The sequence below is a fragment of the Nakamurella deserti genome (assembly GCF_003260015.1).
Classification (GTDB): Bacteria; Actinomycetota; Actinomycetes; order Mycobacteriales; family Nakamurellaceae; genus Nakamurella; species Nakamurella deserti.
Window position 1 is genome coordinate 1,238,351 of the sequence record NZ_QCXS01000002.1, and the last position, 19,859, is coordinate 1,258,209.

Consider the following 19,859-nt stretch of genomic DNA (forward strand, 5'->3'; position numbering starts at 1 on the left):
TCTAGAACACACCTTCCTGGGTTCGGAAGCGGGCATCGGATCCGCGAGGTGTTCGCGTCCGGTGTCGGACCAGCACCAGGGCGAGGGCCAACGGGGTCAGGGCGGTGAGCAGCCACTCGACCGGCCCGCCGAGGACGGTACCGGGCGTCCTGTCGGAATTCAGGCCGATCGACGGTGTGAGATACCCGGGAGTGAACAGCCCGATGGTCGCCTCGACGTGGCCGTCGGACCGGATCACCGCCGACACCCCGCTGGTCGCCGCGATCAGCACGTCGCGGCCGTGCTCGACGGCCCGGACGCGGCTCATCGCCTGCTGCTGGTAGGTCTCGTCGGTGTAGCCGAAGGTGGCGTTGTTGGTCTGCACGACGAGCAGTTGCGCGCCGCCGTCCACGACGTCGCGGACAAGGCCGTCCTCGACGATCTCGAAGCAGATGACGTCACCGACGGCGACGCCGGCGATGTCGAGGTTGCCGGGGGCACTGCCCGGCAGGAACTCGCCGCGCAGCAGGTCCACCTTGTCGGAGAAGACCCGGAAGAAGCTCCGGAACGGCATGTACTCGGCGAACGGCACCGGGTGGCGCTTGGTGTAGGTCTGGCCGGGGCCGGTCGCCGGGTCCCAGACGATGCCCTGGTTGAGGTTGCGCGTCGGGTCGTCGGTGCCGACCACCGCACCGACGAGGATCGGCACCCCGATGTCGGCCGCCGCGTCGGAGATGACGGCGGCGGCGTCGGGGTTGCGGTACGGATCGATGTCGGAGGAGTTCTCGGGCCAGATCACCAGGGACGGTGCCGGCGCGGTCCCGGCCCGGACCTCCGCGGCCAGCTCGTGGGTGCGCGCCGCGTGGTTGTCCAGCACGGCCCGGCGCTGGGCGTTGAAGTCCAGCCCGGCGCGCGGCACGTTGCCCTGGATCACCGCGACGGTGCGCTGCGGGTCGGTGGCCGTGTTTTGCTCGGTGACCAGTCCCGCGACCCCGATCCCGAACGGCAGCGCCAGGACGACGGCGGCGGTCGCCCACCGGCGCACGTCGGTCCGCCCGGCGACGAGCCGGCGGGCCAGGTCGGCCGCGGCGAATCCGGCGAGGGCGGTGAGGAAGGCCAGGCCCGCCGAGCCGAGCAGCGACGCGGCCGGCAGCAGCGGACCGTCGGGCTGGGTGAAGGCGATTCCGCCCCAGGGAAACCCACCGAACGGGAACCGGGCCCGCAGCGCCTCGCCGAGCACCCACGCGGCCGCGGCGAACACCGGCCAGGCCGGCAACCGCCGGGTGGCCGCGGCGATGAGCATGCCGGCGGGGATGACCAGCAGCGCCTCGGCGACCGCGAGGGCGAGCCACGGCAGCGCCCCGACGTACACACCCGACCAGCTGAGCAGCGGAATGTAGTAGGTGGCGCCGGCGAGCAACGACAGTCCCGCCGCGACGCGCAGCCGACGGCCGTGCAGCACCGCGCCCAGCAGCATCAGGCCCAGGATCGCCGACCACCACCAGGTCCGCGGAGCGGTCGCGAGGTAGAGGGCACCGCCGGCCGCGACGGCCCCCAGCAGACGCAGTCCGCCGGCGCCACGGACCGAGCGCCACCGCCGCGACCAGCGCCGGCCGATCACCGTGTCGCGGAACGCGGGGGTACCGGGATCCCCGGACGCGCCCGGGCCGGCGCCGTCGCCCGGCTGGGCGCGCAGGGTCGGAGAAGCCATCCGATCAGCCTAGTGGGCGTCGTCGCGGGCGACGGCGGAGAACCGGACGCGGGGTCCCGGCGCCGACCGGACGGGGCCGCTCCGCGGGCCGCCGCCGTCGCGCACCGTAGGGTGACGCGGACGACCGGGGTCCCGATCCCGGAGGACCGGCGGCGGCCCGCGGACGGGCCGCCGGAACGAGCGGAGACCACCCCATGGACCATCACCTGTTGCTCGCCTACTGCACCGGCCGGCCCGGCGCCGAGCAGGCCGAGACCAGCGCCGGGCACGACGAGGTGACCGTCGGTGGTCAGGCCTTCGCCGTCTTCGGTCCGGAGGTCGGGACCGTCACCCTCAAGTGCGGGCGCGACGCCGACGAGGCCCAGTGGTGGCGGGACGCCTACCCCGACGACGTGCTGATCGCGCCCTACGTCGGCCAGTACGGCTGGAACACGTTCGCCCTGTCGGCCGACATCGACGACGCCGAGTTCCACCGCGCCGTCGACGTGTCCTACGCCGACGTCGTCGAGCGCCAGCGCGACGCCGGCACCTCCGTCAGCGGGGAAGCGACGAGCTGACCAGCAGGCCGGTGTCGAAGGCGACCCGGCCGGCGGCGACCGTGGCCACGCACACCGGGTCCGGGGCGTGCGGCGCGAGGTCGGGCAGCAACGGGACCCGCGACCGCGGGTCGGTCGACCAGCGCTGCGCCAGCTCCGCGGCCTCAGGACGCACCAGCGGCCCGGTCTCCCAGATCGCCAGGTCGGCGACCGAGCCGACGGTCAGCACGCCGCGGTCCAGTCGCCGTGCCGCGCGATGGGCCCCACGGGTGTGGGCGGTGAAGGCCGCCCGGGGCGTGACCGACGAGCCGGGCGTGCGGTGGTTGACGGCGGCCCGCACGGCCTGCCACGGCTCGGCCGCGGTGACCGGGGCGTCGGACCCGAAGGCCAGTGTCACCCCGGCCGCGGCGATGGCGGCGAACGGGTTCATCGGAGCGGCGCGGTCAACGCCGAGGCGCTGCACGTAGACGCCGTCCGTACCGCCCCACAGGGCGTCGAACAGCGGCTGCACGCTGGCGATCGCGCCGCAGCGGGACAGGATGTCGATGTCGGCGGCCGAGATCATCTCGGCGTGCTCGATCCTCGGCGCGACCGCGGCCAGCGGCAGCGTGCCGCCGAGGATCTCGGCGGCGCGCCGCAGACCACCGGCGACGGCGGCGACCGCGTCGTCGCCGATGGCGTGGAACCCGGGCTGGATCCCGGCGCGGGCGCAGGCCACCAGGTGGTCGGCGATCTGGTCGTCGCTCAGGTACCGCACGCCGGTACCGGCGTGGTCGGCGTACGGGGCGTGCAGCGACGCCGTCCGGGAGCCCAGTGCACCGTCCACGGAGAGGTCACCGCCGAGGGCGTGCGCCCCGGTGCGGGCCAGCAACGCGGTGGCCTCGGCCGGGTCGGTCACGGCCTGCCCGAGATAGGCCCGGACCGCGACCGGGGCGTCCAGCGCCAGCAGCCCGGCCAGGTCGGCCAGCGCCTGGGGATCGGAGAAGGCGCACTCGTGCACCTCGACCATGCCGCGGGACGCCGCATGGGTCAGGAACGCCCGCTGGGCGGCCGTGCGGTCGGCGTCGGACAGCAGCGACCTCGCGAGCCCGCGCGCCTCGTGGTGGCTGTCCTGGGTCAGCGGACCGTCCGGGGAGAAGCCGGGCCTGGCGGTGTCCAGCCGGTCACCGATCGCGCCGGACACCACCGCGGAGTGGACGTCGATGCGGGACAGGTACGTCGGACGGCCGCCGACGGCGGCGTCGATCTCCGAGCGGCTCGGTGGCCGTCGCTCCGGCCAGCCCGCGTCGTCCCAGCCGTGGCCCCATATCAGGCCGGCGTCGGAGGACGCGGCGTGGGCGCGCAGCAGGTCCAGCGCCTGGGTCAGGCTGCGGGCGCCCCGCAGGTCGAGACCGATCAACGCGAGCCCCGCGTCGGTGCAGTGCACGTGGGCGTCGACGAACGCGGGCGCGACGAAGAGCCCGTCCAGGTCGATCGTCTCGTCGATGTGGCCCGCCTGCTCGACCCCGGTGTCGGGGCCGATCCAGCTCACCACCCCGTCGGTGATCGCCAAGCAGGTGGCGGCGGGTTCGGCGGGGTTGTGGATGCGGCCGCCGCGCAGCAGTGTCGTGGTCATCGCCGTCCAGTGGAGCACGGACGGCGGCCCGCCCGGAACCCGGTCACCCCACGGCCGGCCGGGATCTGCCGCCGGTTCGGCAAAGGAACGGCAAAATCGCCAGCACATGGTGGGTGTGACCGACCCCGACACCCTCCTGCAGCGGGCGTGCGTCTGCGACGATGACCCGGTGAGTACTGCAACCACGCGCCTCGACGACCTCGACCACCCCCGCACGGAGGACGGTCTCACCGACGCGCAGGTCGCCGACCGCGTCGCCCGGGGGCTGCTCAACGTCACCGACCGCACCTCGACCCGGTCCGTCTGGGACATCGTCCGGACGAACGTCATGACGCGGTTCAACGCGATCCTCGGTGCGCTCTTCGTGCTCATCCTCATCGCCGGCAGCCCCGTCGACGGGTTGTTCGGCGTCGCGCTGATCGTCAACTCCGCCATCGGCATCGTCCAGGAGCTCGCCGCCAAGCGGAAGCTGGACCGGCTGGCGCTGCTCAACGCGCCCACCACCACCGTCGTCCGGGGCGGCCGGGTCTCCACCGTCCCCACCGGCGAGGTGGTCCTCGACGACCTCATCGAGCTGCGCGCCGGCGACCAGGTCCCCGCGGACGGGAAGCTGCTCACCAGCGCCGGGCTCGAGGTCGACGAGTCCAACCTGACCGGGGAGTCCGACGCGGTGCCGAAGGCCCCCGGTGACGAGTGCCTGTCCGGCACCACCGTGGTCGCCGGGGCCGGCCGGTTCCACGCCGCCGCGGTCGGCCCGGACGCCTACGCCAACCGGATCGCCGCCGAGGCCCGCAAGTTCACCCGCACCCGGTCGGAGATCCAGGACTCCATCAACACCCTGCTGAAGTACATCACCTGGGTCATCGTGATCGCGTTGCCGCTGCAGATCTGGTCGCAGTGGCGGACCATCGGCGACCAGGGCTGGCAGGAGGTCATCATCCGGTCGTCGGCCGGGCTGGTCGGGCTGGTGCCCGAGGGCCTGGTGCTGCTCACCTCGGTGGCGTTCCTGCTGGCGGCGGTCACGCTGACCAAGCAGCAGGTGCTGGTCCAGGAACTGCCGGCCGTCGAGGGCCTGGCCCGGGTGGACGTGGTGTGCCTGGACAAGACCGGCACGCTCACCGTCGGCGACATCGTCTACGAGGGGCTGGAGCACCTCGAACCCGAGCACGACGACGTCTACGTGCAGGCCGCGCTCGGCGCGCTGGCCGACGACCCCAACGCCAACGGCACCCTGGTCGCGGTGGCCGCCAAGCTCGCGGCACCCGAGGGCTGGCACCGCACCCAGACCGTGGCGTTCAACTCCGCCCGCAAGTGGTCGGCCGCGGAGTTCGAGGGGCACGGCTGCTGGGTCTTCGGGGCGCCGGACGTGCTGCTGGCCGCCGACGACCCCATCCGGGACCGGGTCCGGGAGCTGGCCGCCACCGGCCGGCGGGTCCTCGTCGCCGGGCAGACCCGGCACCCCCTCACCGGGCCGGTGCTGCCGGCCGGGCTGATCTGGAAGGCGCTGGTCATCCTGGGTGAGCAGGTCCGCCCGGACGCGGCCGAGACGTTGCGCTTCTTCGCCGACCAGGGCGTGGCCATCAAGGTGATCTCCGGCGACAACCCCGACACCGTCGCCGCCATCGCGCGCCGGGTGGGGCTGGACACCAGCCACGTCGTGGACGCCCGCACGATCGGCGAGGACGCCGAGGAGCTGCGCGAGGTCGCCGAGCGGACCACCGTCTTCGGCCGGGTGTCGCCGCTGCAGAAGCGGATGCTGGTGCAGGCGCTGCAGAAGAACGGACACGTCGTCGCGATGACCGGTGACGGCGTCAACGACGCGCTGGCCCTCAAGGACGCCGACATCGGGGTGGCCATGGGCAACGGTGCCCAGGCGACCAAGGCGGTGGCCCAGCTGGTCCTGCTGGACGGCAGGTTCTCGCACCTGCCGAGCGTGCTCGCCGAGGGCCGCCGGGTGATCGGCAACGTCGAGCGGGTGGCCAACCTGTTCGTGGCCAAGAACGTGATGAGCCTGATCGCCATCGTCAGTGCCGCGGTGTTCTTCCTGCCGTTCCCGTTCCTCCCCCGACATCTCACGCTGGTCTCCACGGTGACGATCGGCATCCCCGCGTTCTTCCTGGCGCTGGGCCCGAACAAGCGCCGCTACGTCCCCGGCTTCCTCACCCGGGTCCTGCGGTTCGCCGTGCCCGTCGGCGTCATCGCCGGCGTCTCGGTGATCGTCGCGTACCTCATCACCCACGGCAGCTTCCCGGGCCGCGACGGACAGGAGCAGACCGGCACCGCCGCCACTCTGGCGCTGGTGGTGGTGTTCCTGTGGATCCTGATCTGCCTGGCCCGCCCGTTCGTGCTGTGGAAGGCGCTGCTCATCGGCGCGATGATCGGCATCGTGCTGCTGGCGTTCCTGCTGCCCGCCGGCCGCGACTTCTTCAACTTCTCGCTGACCGGTGAGTTCACCGGATGGGCCCTGGCCGTCGGCGCCGTCGGCGCAGTGCTGGTGGAGATCGTCTACCGGACCTTCGGGAAGCCGCAGGCGTCGGTGCACTGAACACGTCGCCACCGCGGTACCGGTGCGACGAGCGGGCCGGGTAGGTAAAGATGAACCCATGAGCGGAATCTTTGCCCTACTCGACGACGTCGCGGCGTTCGTCAAACTGACGGCGTCGTCGCTGGACGACATCGCGGCCGGCGCCGGCCGGGCGAGCGTCAAGGCCGCCGGTGTCGTCGTCGACGACGCTGCGGTGACTCCGCGCTATGTCCAGGGCCTCAAGCCCGAGCGGGAGCTGTCGATCATCTGGCGGATCGCCAAAGGATCGCTGCGCAACAAGTTGTTGATCATCCTGCCGGTGGCGCTGCTGCTGAGTCAGTTCGCGCCGTTCCTGCTCACCCCGATCCTGATGGTCGGCGGCACCTACCTCTGTTACGAGGGTGCCGAGAAGCTGTGGGAGAAGTTCTCCGGGCACGAGGCGAAGGCGCAGGACCCCACCGAGGCCGCCGGCGGTGAGCCGGTCGACCACGAGAAGCAGGTGGTGTCGGCTGCCACCCGGACCGACTTCATCCTGTCCGCGGAGATCATGGTCATCGCGCTCAACGAGGTCGCCGATCAGGGGCTGGTGGCGCGGGCGCTCATCCTCATCGTGGTGGCCATCCTGATCACGGCGCTGGTGTACGGCGCCGTCGGGCTCATCGTCAAGATGGACGACGCCGGCCTGGCGCTGGCCAAGCGCGACGGCAAGGCCGTGGCCGGCTTCGGACGCGGCCTGGTCAAGGCCATGCCCATCGTGCTGTCGGTGCTGTCGTGGGTGGGCATGGTGGCCATGCTGTGGGTGGGCGGCCACATCCTGCTCGTCGGCGCCGACGAACTCGGCCTGCACGCGCCCTACGAACTGGTCCACCACCTGGAGGTGGCCGTGCACGACGCCACCGGCGGTCTCGGTGCGGTGCTCGGCTGGATCACCAACACGTTCTTCTCCGCCGTGCTGGGCATCATCGTCGGCGCGATCATCGTGACCCTGCTGCACGTCCTGCCGATCGGCAAGAAGGCCGGTCACGACGGAGCGGACGCCGCGGCCCACTGAGGCCGCAAGGCTGCGCGCAGCACAGCACCGCGCCGGACTGTGGGGTCCCCCGGCGACGACCCGGCGACGACCGCGCGGCCGCGCCGCCTGCCGGGGTCGGGAATCGGGGCCGACGCTCAGGCCTGGGACGCCACCAGCGGCGGCCGGTCCTCGAACGGGGTCGACAGCACCACCGTGGTGCGGGTGGACACGTTGGCGGCGGCCCGGATCTGGGCCAGCAACGCCTCCAGCGCACTCGGGGTGGGCACCCGCACCTTGAGGATGTAGGACTCCACCCCGGCGACGGAGTAGCACGCCTCCACCTGACGCAGGTGCGCGATGCGGCTCGGGTAGTCGTCGGCGGCGGCGGGGTCGATCGGCGTCAGCGACACGAACGCCGTGAGTGGCAGCCCGATCTCCTCGCCCCCGATGCGGGCGGCGTAGCCCCTGATGACGCCACGCTGCTCCAGCCGGCGCACCCGCTGGTGCACCGCCGACACCGACAGGCCGACCCGCTCGGCCAGGTCGGTGTAGGAGCACCGGCCGTCGGCCGCCAGCTCGTTCGCGATCCGCGCGTCGATGTCCTCGAGCATGTTCGTCTCTTCCACTCGGCCGCACGGAGGCGGTGACATCCGTTCCCCGCCACCGGGTCCGGGGGGCGGTCACTACGGGCGCGCGGACCGGGATCCGCGCGCACTACACGACGGTGAGGTCGCGGGTGCAGTTGTTGACGCGGCGCGGGCCGGCCTCGGTGGCCACCACGATGTCCTCGATGCGGATCCCGAAACGGCCGGGGAGGTAGATGCCGGGCTCGACCGAGAACGCCATCCCGGCGGCCAGCGGCCGGCTGTTGCCGGCCACCATGTACGGCTCCTCGTGGACCTCGAGACCGATGCCGTGGCCGGTCCTGGTGATGAAGAACTCGCCGTAACCCGCATCGACGACGACCCGGCGCGCCGCGGCGTCCACCGACTCGCAGGTCGCCCCGAGCACCGCCGCGTCGACGCCGGCCTGCTGGGCGCGCTGCACGACGTCGTAGACGGCGGCGAACTCCGGGTCCGGCTCGCCGACCACCTGATAGGTGCGGGTGCAGTCGGAGAAGTACCCACCGCGGTGCGGTCCGCCGATGTCGATGACGACGACGTCACCGGCCTGCACCACCCGGTCGGACGCCTCGTGATGCGGGCTGGCCCCGTTCGGCCCGGATCCGACGATGACGAAATCGGCCCGCTGGTGCCCCTCCGCGCGGATGGCGGCGGCGATGTCGGCGGCGATCTCGTGCTCCGTGCGGCCGGGTCGCAACCACTCGCCGATGCGCTCCTGCACCCGGTCGATCGCCGCTCCGGCCGCGGCGAGCTCCTCGATCTCGGCGGCGGACTTGCGCACCCGCAGCGCGGCGACGGCCTCTCCGGCCAGCGACAGCTCCGAGCCGGGGACCGCGTCCCGCAGGTGCAGGGCGTGCCCGGCGGGCATGTGGTCGCCGACGGCGATCCGGGCGGTGCCGGCCGGCAGCAGGTCGGCCACCAGCGCGTAGGGGTCCTGCCCGTCGAGCCAGGTGGCGATCCGGACGGCGTCCTCGGCGGCGGTGCCGGCCCAGCCGAGCCGCTCCAGCTGCGGCACGAGCAGCGTCGGGCTGCCGGCGATCGGCACCACGAGGCAGCTCAGCCGCTCGTGGGAGGCGACGGAGTGGCCGAGCAGGTACTCGACGTCGGGTCCGGGCGTCAGCACCGCGACCTCCGCGCCGCGCTCCTTGACGTGCGTCCGGAGCCGGTCGAGACGGTCGGCGTACGGCAGGGTGTCGGTCGGCATGGGGATCACCCTAACCGGCGCCGCGCGGCACCCGGGTGACCTGGCGCGGTGGCCGTGACGTCCCGCACCGGGTCGACGGCGTCGACCGGGATAGCGTGCAGCCATGCTGCAGCTCCTGGACCTCGCCGGCATCTACTTCCGCGCGTTCTTCGCGGTACCGGGGTCGGTGAGATCACCCGACGGCATGCCGGTGAACGCCGTGCGCGGGTCGCTGGACATCATCCGGCGGGTGGCCGAGGACGGCCGGCCCACCCACCTCGTCGCCTGCCTGGACCTGGACTGGCGGCCGGCGTTCCGGGTCGCGGCGATCCCGTCGTACAAGACGCACCGGGTGCTGACCAGCGCGCCACCCGTGCGCGGCGTCGCCCAGGAGGTGGTGCCGGACGAGCTGTCCCCCCAGGTGCCGGTCCTGCTGGACATTCTTGGGGCGATGGGCATCGCGCTGGCCGGCGCCGAGGGCTACGAGGCCGACGACGTCATCGGCACCCTCGCCGAGCACCGCAGCCGCCCGGTCGAGGTCGTCACCGGCGACCGCGACCTGATGCAGCTGGCCACCGACGACGAACCCCCGGTGCGGCTGCGCTACATCGGCGCGGGCATGGCGAAGACCGAGGTGCTCACCGGGGCGGCGGTCGCGGCCAAGTACGGCATCCCGGCGGCCGGTTACGCCGACTTCGCCGCGCTCCGCGGCGATCCCTCCGACGGCCTGCCCGGGGTGCCCGGGGTCGGCGACAAGACCGCGGCGTCGCTGATCGCCCGCTTCGGCACCCTGGAGGGGCTCGTCGCGGCCGTCGCCGACCCGACGTCCGGGCTGACCGCGTCGATGCGGCACAAGCTCACGCCGTCGCTGGAGTACCTGGAGGCGGCCAAGACCGTCGTCCGGGTGGCACGGGACACCACGGTCATCCTCGACCGCCCGGACCCGGTCGTCCCGGCGGCGGCCGCGGACCCGGAGCGGCTCGCCGGGCTGGCCGCCCGCTACGGGGTCGTCAACAGCGTCGACCGACTGGGCCGGACCCTCACCGAGCTCGCCGGCTGACCGCGGTCCGGGATCGGTCACCGACCACGACAACGCCCCCGCTGCAAGACTTCTCAGCGGGGGCGTCGGGTACGTCGGCAGGTCAGCGCGGCAGACCCACGGTGTAGTTGCCCTTCTCGGCGTCGCTCTTCTCGTCACCGGTGACGGTGATGGTGACCCGCTTGGCCTCACCGGCGATGTCGACGGTGCAGTCGAACGTGGTGCCCTTGACGACCGACTGGTCGGCGGGGCACGAGACGTTCTCGACGTCCTCCAGGCCGTACCCGTCGGGGCTCGCCGACGTCAGGATGGTGCGCACGCCGTTCTGCACGGCGTCGGCGTTGAACGTCTCCTTGTTGAGGAAGCCGGGCCACAGGAACGCGGCGACCGCGGCCAACGCGATCACCACCGCGGCGATCGCGGCGATGATGATCGGGGTCCGGCTGCCGCCGGACTTCTCCGCCGGCTGCGAACCGTACGGCTGCGCCGACTGACCGTAGGCGGGCTGCTGACCGTACGGGGTCGCGGCGGCCGCGGCGCCGTACGCGGGCTGCTGCCCGTAGCCCGCCTGCTGCCCGTACCCCTGCTGGCCGTACCCTTGCTGGCCGTAGCCCGGCTGCCCGTAGGCGGGCTGCTGTCCGTATCCGGTGTTCGGGCCGCTGCTCTGCCCGTAGCCGCCGGCGTAGCCCTGCGGGTTCGGGTCGTACCCACCGGTCTGCGGGGACTGGCCGTACCCGCCCGGGGAAGTGCCGTACTGGCCCGGGACGGCCGGCTGCACGGTGGTGGGGTGGCCCCCCGACGCGTCCTGGTTCCAGCCCTGCGGGCCGTACCCGGACGGCTGACCCTGCCCCGACGCGGCGGAGTCGCCACCGTAGGCGGCCTGGGAGCCGGTGGTCGGCTGCTGGCCGTAGCCACCGGCGGCGGGCTGCGCCCCGGTCCCGGTGTCCTGTGTGCCGTAGCCCGACGGCCCGCCGTAGGACGGCTGCTGACCGTAGGACGGTTGGCCCTGGCCGTAGGTCGGCTGCTGGCCGTAGGACGACCGGCCCTGCTCGGTGGGGGCGCGCCAGTCCTGCTGATCGGTGCCCTGTCCGGAACCGGGTTGTCCCCAGCCCTGGTCACCGGAGCCGTACTGCGGTGCGGGCGGCGCACCCGCCTCCGGGGTCCCGCCGTACTGCGGGGCCGCCGGCTGACCGCCGGTGGGCTGATCGGCACGGGCGTCGTCCCCGCCGGTGGGCGGCGGGGTCCACTGCTGGGTGCCGTCGGACTCCTGCCCGCTGCCGGACCGACCCGGATCGTGTGGCGTGCTCATCGCGGACTCCCTCACCTCGTACCGAGAACCGTTCGGGCGCCGCATCGGCCCGCGGCGTCGTTCCTGCCGTCGTTGATCCAATCACGCTGCCCGCGACGCCAGCGTCCCAACCGCCGCAGTGCACCCGACGTCACCCTCCCGACCCGGGCCGGGCGAGGTCAGCTCGCCCCGAGGGCGACCACCCCGCGGCGGAGTTCCTTCACCGCGTCGCCGGCGACCTGGCCCACGGTGCCGTCGTCCACGCCCTGGAGCTGGTCGAGCAGGTCGATCACCTGACGGCACCACCGCACGAAGTCCCCGGCGGACAGCTCCGAGCCGGAGGCCGAGGCGATGGCCAGCGCCTGGGTCAGCGTGGATCCGTCGGCCCAGGCGGCGACGGCCGAGGCGAACCCGATGTCGGGCTCCCGGGTGGCCGGCAGGTTCGCCTCCCGTTCCAGACCGGCGATGCGGGACCAGATGCGCACCGTGTCGGCGATGGCCTCGGCCGCGGCGTTGCTGGGCATCCGCGGAGCCGCCGACACGTCCTGACGCGCCTCGAACACCAGCACCGACACCGTGGCGGCCAGATCGGCCGGTCCCAGCCCCGACCACGCCTCCGAGCGCAGGCACTCCGCCACCACCAGGTCGCTCTCGGACCAGATCCGGGACAGCTGCCGGCCGGCGTCGGTCAGTCGCGACCCCTGCAGGTAGCCCAGGGTGCGCAGCAGGCCGACGATGCGGTCCAGGGCGTTGCCCAGCGAGTCCTTGGCCGAGGAGACCTTCGCCGACAGCGCCCGGTTCTCGGCGAGGAGCTGCTCGCGCCGCCGCGCCCACTGCAGGTGCGCGTCCCGGTCGGCGCACCCGTGCACCGGATGGGTGCGGATGGCCACCCGCAACGCCCCGATCTCGGCGTCCTCGGACGAGTCGCGGCGCGGCCCACCCCGCGGCATGGCGATGCCCTGGGCCAGCAGCGTCGAGGCGATCTGCCGCCGGACCTCCGCCGAGCCGTGGTCGACGTGCTTGGGCAGCTTCACCCGGCCCAGCGTCGGCACGGGCCCGCGGAAGTCGGCGTTGGACAGCCGGCCGGCCCAGCGCTTCTCGGTGATCACCAGCGGCCGCGCGCTGCCGTCGGAGCTGACCCCCGGGTCGAGCACGACGGCCAGACCGGCGCGCCGGCCGCCGGGGACGGCCACGACGTCGCCCTTGCGCAACCGGGCGAGGTCGTCGTGGGTCTGGTTGCGACGCCGGGCGGCGCCGCCCCGGGCGGCGTCCTTCTCCAGCCGGGTCAGATCGTTGACCAGCCCGTAGTACTCCTCGACGTCACCGAGATGGCAGGCCATCGAACCGGAGTGGGCGGCGATCGCGTCCTCGTTGCGGCGCAGCTGGCGGGCCACCCCGACGACGGTCGCGTTGGCCTGGTACTGCGCGAAGGACTGCTCGAGCAGCTCACGGGCCTGCTGCGGGCCCATCCGGTCGAGCAGGTTGACGGCCATGTTGTAGCTGGGCCGGAACGACGAGCGCAGCGGGTAGAGGCGCTTGGAGGCCAGGCCGGCGACCGCGCGGGGGTCCATCCCCGGCGTCCACATGACCACCGCGTGGCCTTCGACGTCGATGCCACGGCGGCCGGCCCGCCCGGTGAGCTGGGTGTACTCCCCCGCGGTCAGGTCGACGTGGCCCTCGCCGTTGTACTTGACCAGCCGTTCCAGCACCACGGTGCGCGCGGGCATGTTGATGCCCAGCGCGAGGGTCTCGGTGGCGAACACCGCCTTGACCAGGCCCGCGACGAACAGCTCCTCGACGGTCTCCTTGAACGCCGGCAGCAACCCGGCGTGGTGCGCGGCGATGCCGCGCTCCAGCCCGTCGCGCCACTCCCAGTAGCCCAGGACGGCCAGGTCGGCCTCCGGCAGCTCGGCGGTGCGGCGGTCGATGACCGCCCGGATCTCGGCGCGCTGCGCCTCCGTGGTCAGCCGGAGCCCGGCGTGCAGGCATTGCTGGACGGCCGCGTCGCAGCCGGCCCGGGAGAAGATGAACGTGATGGCGGGGAGCAGGCCGTTGCCGTCCAACCGCTCGATGACGTCGGCCCGCGACACCGGCCGGAAGCTCTGCCGGCGCGGCTCGTACCGCCGGCCCGGGCCGCCGCCGCCGCTGAACCGGCCGTGCCGCGACTCCGCCTCCGACGCCGCCCGCGCCAGCGCCGGGTCGATGCGCGTCTGCTGGCCGGTCAGCTCGTTGTCCTTGGCCGAGGCGAACAGGTCGTACATCCGGCGGCCGACCATCATGTGCTGGAACAGCGGCACCGGCCGGTGCTCGTCGACGACGACGGTGGTGTGGCCGCGCACCTCCTGCAGCCAGGCGCCGAACTCCTCGGCGTTGCTCACCGTCGCCGACAGGCCCACCAGCTGCACCGACAGGTCGGTGTGCAGGATGACCTCCTCCCACACCGCGCCGCGGAACTTGTCGGCCAGGTAGTGGATCTCGTCCATCACCACCGACGTGAGGCCGTCCAGATCGGGCGAGTCCGCGTACAGCATGTTGCGCAGCACCTCGGTGGTCATCACCACGATCGGGGCGTGCGAGTTGACCGAGGTGTCGCCGGTGAGCAGCCCGACGTGCTGGGCGCCGTGACGGGCCACCAGGTCGGCGTACTTCTGGTTCGACAGCGCCTTGATGGGCGTGGTGTAGAAGCACTTGCCGCCGTGCTGCAACGCCCGGAAGACCGCGAACTCCCCGACGATCGTCTTGCCGGCACCGGTCGGCGCGCAGACCAGGACACCCTGGCCCTGCTCGAGCGCCTCGCAGGCGGTGCGCTGGAACGGGTCCAGGCTGAACGACAGTCCGGCGGTGAACTCCGTCAGGTCGGCGAACCGGGCGCGTTGCCGTGACCGCTGGAACCGCTCGGCCGGGGACAGCTCCACATCCGGCTCAGTACTCACCCCACCAGGGTGTCACAGGTCATGACCGACCCCCGGGCGCGGCACGACTCAGAGGTCGGACGCCTGGTCGTCGGAGAGCGCGGCCAGCTGTTCGGCCTCCGGGTTGTTGCGTCCCCGGCGCCGGTCGTTGAACCGCGCGACCTGGGTGCTGATCTCGTAGAGCAGACACATCGACAGCGCCAGCGCCAGCATGCTGATCGGGTCGTTGCCCGGCACCACGAGCGCGGCGAAGACGAACATCGCGAAGATGGCGTACCGACGCCACTTCGCGAGCTGGCGGCCCTTCAGGACGCCGATGAAGTTGAGCGCGACCAGGAACAGCGGCAGCAGGAAGCTGATGCCGAACACGATCAGCAACGTCATCAGGAACGAGTAGTACTGCTCCGGTCCGGTCATGTTGACGACGCTGGTGTCGCCGAAGCCGAACAGCACCCGCAGGCCCTCGGGGATCACCAGGTACGCGAGGTACGCGCCCAGGGTGAACAGCACGGCGGCGAGGGTCACGAAGGAGACCGCGTAGCGCCGCTCCTTGGAGTACAGCGCCGGGGTGACGAAAGCCCAGATCTGATAGAGCCAGCCGGGTGAGGAGAACACCAACCCGGCCATCAGAGCCGCCTTGAGCTGCAGCTGCAGCCCGGAGAACGGGTTCAGGGCCAGCAGCCGGGCATCCTCGTTCCCGATGGCCACCTTGTAGGGCTCGATGAGGATGGCGCCCAACGACGGGATCGGCCCGACGGGCTTGTCGAACCAGATGAACCCGAGCACCACGCCCACGAAGATGAAGACGACCGCCCACATCAGCCGCTTCCGCAGCTCGTAGAGGTGCTCCATCAACGACATCGAGCCGTCGGCCGGACGTTCGACCTTCGTGCGGCGGAACCAGGCCACGGACAGAGCTCCCAGCGGGCGGCGATCGGACGGATGTTCTCGCGGTGATCCTACTGACCCGCGCGGTGGGCGGACGGTGTTCGGGCCCGGGGCCGGGCCTCCGTGGGCCGGGGTCGGTCACGGCGGACCGGGCGTCCGCGGGCCGGGACCGCGTGCCGCTAGAACGTACTAGGGACGCCGGTTAGGGTGGGGCATGCCCCGGGAACCGATCGCCCGCCGCCCGACGATGGCCGACGTGGCCGCGGCCGCCGGCGTGTCGACCGCGTTGGTGTCCATCGTGATGCGCGACGTGCCCGGAGCCAGCGCCGCCACGCGGGAGCGCGTCCTCGCCGCGGCCGCCGAGTTGGGCTACCGGCCGGACAGCCGGGCGCGGCTGCTGCGCAGCAGCAACAGCCGCCTCCTCGGTGTGGTGTTCCACGTCCAGCAGGACTTCCACGGGAGCCTGCTGACCGGGTTGTACGCCGCCGCCGCGGCGGTCGACCACCAGATCACGCTGAGCGCGGTGACGCCCGGCCGCGACGAGCGGGCCGCGGTGAACGACCTGCTGCAGGACCGCTGCGAGGCGGTCATCCTGCTCGGGCCGGAGTCACCGCGGGCGTTCCTGGCCGAGATCGGCGCGCGCACACCGGTGGTCGCCCTCACCCGCAACGTGCGCCACCGGCTGGTCGACGTGGTGCGCACCGCCGACGACCAGGGACTGCACCAGGCCGTCGACCACCTGGTGCAGCTGGGCCACCGCCGCATCGTGCACGTCGAGGGTGGCCGCTCCGCGGGCGCGGCCGAGCGGCGCCGGGGCTACACCGAGGCGATGCGGCGGCACGGCCTCGACGCCGAAGCCCGGATCGTCCCCGGTGGTGCGGACGAGGACGACGGCGCGGCCGCCGCCCGGCTGCTGCTGGCCGGCGGGCTGCCGACCGCCGTCACGGTGTTCAACGACCGCTGCGCGACCGGCCTGCTCGAGGTGCTGCGGACGTCCGGTGTCGACGTGCCCGGTGACGTCAGCGTGGTCGGGTTCGACGACTCCCGGCTCGCCCGGCTGTCGTTCGTCGACCTCACCACGGTGGCGCAGGACGTGCCGCTGCTGAGCCGGCTCACCGTCGAACGTGCCATCGCCCGCGCGCAGGGCGAGACCGTCGTCGGACGGGAGCAGGTCATCCCGCCGCGACTCGTGGTGCGGCAGACCAGCGGGCCGGTGCGGGTGGGGTGAGCCCGGGAACAGCGGGCCCCCGGTCGCGCCGGCCGGGATCTGCCGCACGGGTTGAGGTCTGTGCGGGTGGGCGCCGCCGGTTCCGGTGGGTGAGTGCGCGGCGCCGCGACGCAAGCACGGGCTGGTGGGCATTGGGCTCAGCTCTACCGCACGAGGCTCTAATCCGTTGCCGTCGGGCACCGGTCGGCCGGGCCCGATCCGTAGATCTGCCGCACGAACCCGGGTCTGCCCACCCTGCAGGGTGCGCACCGACGCGCCGGGGGGCAGATCCGCGACGCCGCGACGCAGGGCCGGTGCGCATCCGGCTCGGCACTGCCGGCCCGGGGGTCGGACCCGTTGCTGTCGGGCACCGGTCGGAAGGGCCCGGCCCGCAGATCTGCCGAACGAACCCGGGTCTGCCCACCCTGCAGGGTAGGCACCGTCGCATCCGGTGGGCAGACCCGCGACACAGCGACAACGCGCAGGCACGGGCCGGTGCGCGTCGGGCTCGTCTCTACCGGACTGGACTCGGATCCGGCGCGGCGGAGGTACGTGTCTGTCGGCCCGGCCCGCGATCTGCCGCACGAACCCGGGTCTGCCCACCCTGCAGGGTGGGCACCGTCGCATTCGGTGGGCAGATCCGCGACGTCGCGACGCAGGGCCGGTGCGCACCGGATTCGGCTCCACGGCAGCGGGGGGCACCGGTCCGCCGGGCCCGCCAATCTGCCGCACGAACCCGGGTCTGTCCACCCTGCAGGGTGGGCACCGTCGCATCCGGTGGGCAGACCCGCGACGCAGCGAACCGGGCCCGGGCCGTGCGCACCGGACTCGGCTCCACCGCGGCGGGGGGCACTGGTCGGCCGGTCCCGGCCCGCGGATCTGCCGAACGAACCCGCGTGTGCCCACCCTGCAGGGTGGGCACCGTCGCATCCGGTCGGCAAATCCGCGACGTCGCGACGCAGGGCCGGTGCGCATCCGGCTCGGCACTGCCGCACCGGGGGTCGGACCCGTTGCGTCGGGCACCAGTGGGCCGGTCCCGGCCCGCAGATCTGCCGAACGAACCCGGGTCTGCCCACCCTGCAGGGTGGGCACCGTCGCATTCGGTGGGCAGAGCCGGCCACGCAGCGACGCGGGCCCGGTCGAAGCAGATGGGCTCGGCTGTACCGCCGTCCGTACAAGGGCACCGGTCGGCCGGCCCCGGCCCGCCGATCTGCCGAACGAACCCGGGTCTGCCCACCCTGCAGGGTGCGCACCGACGCATCCGGTGGGCAGACCCGCCCAGCAGCGACGGGCCCACGCCCACCGGCCACGCAGCGACGGGCCGACGCCCACCGACGCCCAGCGACGGGGCCGACGCCCGGTAAAGCGAGCCTCAGCCGTAGTGGGCCAGCGCCGCCCGCGCCCGACGGCCCACCTCGGCGGCCAGGTCGGGCCGGTCCTCGATCACCGCGCCGCCGCCGAGGGACAGCACCTGACGCACGAGCCATTCGTCGCTGGACGGCCGCATCCGGACCCGCAGCCGGCCGGCCGGACCGCCGGGCAGCTCCTCCGCCTGGTAGTACTCGGCGAACCAGCGCAGCTCCGGGTCCAGCGCCACCGTCACCGACGGGACCGCCGGGTCGGGGTGGAACATCTGCTCCGGGACGTCGTCGATCACCAGCAGCGGCTGCTGGGCGGGTTCGTCGAGCAGCCTGATCTCCTCGATCCGGTCCACCCGGAAGTGCCGGATCGCCGAGACCAGGTGGCAGTACGCCTCGAGGTAGGTCTGGCCGTCGGTGACCAGCAGCCGCAGCGGGTCGACGGTGCGCTCGCTGACCGCGTCACGCGACGCCGTGTAGTAGCGCATCCACAGCTGCCGCCCCTCCTCCAACCCCTCCCGGACGACGCCGAGTGCCGCGGCCGGCGCGGCCGCCTCGACCTGCACGCCCGCGGTGTCCCCGGCCCCGACCTGCTCCAGCTTCGCCAGCGCCGAGTACACGCTGTCGGCGTCGACCAGCCCGGGCAACCCGGCCAGCGCGCGGAGTGCGACGGTGAGCGCCACGGCTTCGTCGTGGGTGAGCCGCACCGGCCGCTCCAGGCCGGCGTCGAAGGTGATCGACACGGTGGCGCTGTCCTCGGACAGCACGACGTCGATGAGGTCGTCGGGGTAGTACCCGGGCAACCCGCACACCATCAGAAGGTCCAGGTCCTTCTGGATCTGGGCGGCGCTGACCCCGAACTCACCGGCCAGGTCGGCGATGGCGATGCCGGGACGGCGGGAGATGTAGGGCACCAGCGCCAGCACGCGGGCCAGCCGATCGGTGGCGGATTCGCTGATCACGACAACTCCTCGTCGATCCCGTCCAGCGGTGGGACCACCGGCAGGTCCGGCGCGGCGGTCGCCGCGGCGTCGGTCAGCAGCCGGATGACGGCGTCGCGCAGGTCGGCCGGGGACTCGACCACGGCGTCGGCCCCCAGCGCGGCGACCGAGCGGGCGGTGTCCCACAGGTGGTCCACGGACACGGTCAGCCGGTCGAACCCGGGCCGCGTCGCGCTGTCCCCGGCGGGAGTGGCGCGGCGGCGCAGCCCCGCACCCGCACCGACGGCCAGCTGCACCACGGCGTCGCGGACCTGGGGCGCGGGTTGCGACCCGGCGACGGCTGCGAGCAGGTCGACGTCGGCCGGGATGGTCACCGCGCCGGACCGGCCGACCCGGGCGACCTCGCCGGCGATCCGGGACAGCCGGAACGTGCGCTGCTCGCCGCGGGCGACGTCGCGGCCCACCACGTACCAGCGGCCCTTCCAGCTGACCAGCCCCCAGGGCTGCACCCTACGGGTCTCGACGGCCCCGGCCGGATCCTTGCGGTAGGGGAAGGTGACCGCCTGCCGGGCCTGCACGGCCGCGTACAGCGGACCGAACGCCGGGTCGGAGGTGCGCACCCGCGGCTGTAGCGCGAGCCGCGGTCCGGCGAGCTGATCGCCGCTGGCGTCGGCCAGCTTGCGCAGCGCACCCGACCCGGCCTCCCCGAGGACGCTGGTCTCCCAGAGCCGTCCGGCGAGGGCCAGGGCCGCCTTCTCACCCGGCGTGAACGACATCTCGGGCAGCGCGTACTCCCCCGGCGGGATTCGGTAGGCGCCGTCGGCCGACGTCTGCAGAGGGATGCCGAGGTCGCGCAGCTCGACCTTGTCGCGCTCGAACATCCGGAAGAAGGCCTCGTCGTTGGCCGCGTCGCGATAGCCCTCGACCTTCTCCCGGATCCAGCTGACGTCGCGGAACCGGGCGGAGTTCAGCAGCGCGATCACCAGGTTCAGCAGCCGCTCCGCCTTCGCCGCGGACTTACCCGACGGCACGTGCACCACCCA

14 protein-coding genes are annotated in these 19,859 nt (G+C 73.2%); 5 read left to right on the forward strand and 9 right to left on the reverse strand.

The genetic code is table 11. The annotated features are described in order from the left end of the window. Position 1 precedes the first annotated feature (1 nt). The gene (gene lnt, locus DB033_RS05785; protein WP_111765846.1) at positions 2–1,690 is read right to left on the reverse strand and encodes an apolipoprotein N-acyltransferase; all 1,689 of its coding nucleotides are present in this window, start codon (positions 1,688–1,690) and stop codon (positions 2–4) included. A gap of 194 nt (positions 1,691–1,884) precedes the next feature. Here lnt and DB033_RS05790 point away from each other — a divergent pair, with 194 nt between their 5' ends. Next, the gene (locus DB033_RS05790; protein WP_111765847.1) at positions 1,885–2,247 is read left to right on the forward strand and encodes an MmcQ/YjbR family DNA-binding protein; all 363 of its coding nucleotides are present in this window, start codon (positions 1,885–1,887) and stop codon (positions 2,245–2,247) included. Here DB033_RS05790 and DB033_RS05795 read toward each other — a convergent pair. After that, positions 2,225–3,841 (reverse strand): amidohydrolase, encoded by a 1,617-nt coding sequence (locus tag DB033_RS05795; protein ID WP_111765848.1) that lies wholly within the window; start codon positions 3,839–3,841, stop codon positions 2,225–2,227. The genes DB033_RS05790 and DB033_RS05795 overlap by 23 nt on opposite strands. Positions 3,842–4,010: 169 nt before the next feature. On the opposite strand from DB033_RS05795, the gene DB033_RS05800 reads away from it, so the two are divergent. Then, on the forward strand, positions 4,011–6,386 hold the full coding sequence (locus DB033_RS05800; protein ID WP_240615760.1) for a cation-translocating P-type ATPase: 2,376 nt from the start codon (positions 4,011–4,013) through the stop codon (positions 6,384–6,386). A 58-nt stretch (positions 6,387–6,444) separates the two neighbouring features. Next, complete coding sequence (locus DB033_RS05805; protein ID WP_111765850.1) at positions 6,445–7,416, forward strand: DUF808 domain-containing protein; 972 nt, start codon at positions 6,445–6,447, stop codon at positions 7,414–7,416. Between the two features lie 116 nt (positions 7,417–7,532). On the opposite strand, the gene DB033_RS05810 is transcribed toward DB033_RS05805, so the two are convergent. Both DB033_RS05810 and DB033_RS05815 read right to left on the reverse strand, forming a co-directional pair. Beyond that, entirely contained in the window at positions 7,533–7,988 is a 456-nt protein-coding gene (locus DB033_RS05810) for an Lrp/AsnC family transcriptional regulator (RefSeq protein WP_111767276.1), read from the reverse strand. A 103-nt stretch (positions 7,989–8,091) separates the two neighbouring features. Beyond that, positions 8,092–9,204 carry a M24 family metallopeptidase gene (locus DB033_RS05815; protein ID WP_111767277.1) on the reverse strand — a complete coding sequence of 371 codons (1,113 nt, stop codon included), beginning with the start codon at positions 9,202–9,204 and terminating at the stop codon, positions 8,092–8,094. Between the two features lie 103 nt (positions 9,205–9,307). Between DB033_RS05815 and DB033_RS05820 the strand changes: the two genes are divergently transcribed. After that, positions 9,308–10,243, forward strand: coding sequence for a 5'-3' exonuclease (locus tag DB033_RS05820; RefSeq protein ID WP_111765851.1), 936 nt, complete (start codon positions 9,308–9,310; stop codon positions 10,241–10,243). 82 nt (positions 10,244–10,325) lie between these two features. On the opposite strand, the gene DB033_RS05825 is transcribed toward DB033_RS05820, so the two are convergent. The 3 genes from DB033_RS05825 to tatC form a co-directional block, all read right to left on the reverse strand. Continuing rightward, a complete protein-coding gene (locus DB033_RS05825; protein ID WP_111765852.1) occupies positions 10,326–11,531 on the reverse strand; it encodes a DUF4333 domain-containing protein in 1,206 nt (401 codons plus the stop codon). 158 nt (positions 11,532–11,689) lie between these two features. Further along, a complete protein-coding gene (locus tag DB033_RS05830; RefSeq protein WP_240615761.1) occupies positions 11,690–14,443 on the reverse strand; it encodes a DEAD/DEAH box helicase in 2,754 nt (917 codons plus the stop codon). 48 nt (positions 14,444–14,491) lie between these two features. Next, positions 14,492–15,331 (reverse strand): twin-arginine translocase subunit TatC, encoded by an 840-nt coding sequence (tatC, locus tag DB033_RS05835; protein ID WP_111765854.1) that lies wholly within the window; start codon positions 15,329–15,331, stop codon positions 14,492–14,494. Positions 15,332–15,524: 193 nt separating this feature from the next. Here tatC and DB033_RS05840 point away from each other — a divergent pair, with 193 nt between their 5' ends. Continuing rightward, positions 15,525–16,538: a LacI family DNA-binding transcriptional regulator gene (locus DB033_RS05840; RefSeq protein ID WP_205843671.1), complete on the forward strand. Its 1,014-nt coding sequence runs from the start codon at positions 15,525–15,527 to the stop codon at positions 16,536–16,538. Positions 16,539–17,889: 1,351 nt separating this feature from the next. On the opposite strand, the gene DB033_RS05845 is transcribed toward DB033_RS05840, so the two are convergent. Both DB033_RS05845 and DB033_RS05850 read right to left on the reverse strand, forming a co-directional pair. Then, on the reverse strand, positions 17,890–18,837 hold the full coding sequence (locus DB033_RS05845) for a helix-turn-helix transcriptional regulator (protein ID WP_240615762.1): 948 nt from the start codon (positions 18,835–18,837) through the stop codon (positions 17,890–17,892). Beyond that, the gene (locus tag DB033_RS05850; RefSeq protein WP_205843672.1) at positions 18,834–19,856 is read right to left on the reverse strand and encodes a helix-turn-helix transcriptional regulator; all 1,023 of its coding nucleotides are present in this window, start codon (positions 19,854–19,856) and stop codon (positions 18,834–18,836) included. The genes DB033_RS05845 and DB033_RS05850 overlap by 4 nt, the downstream gene beginning before the upstream one ends. Positions 19,857–19,859: the final 3 nt, after the last annotated feature.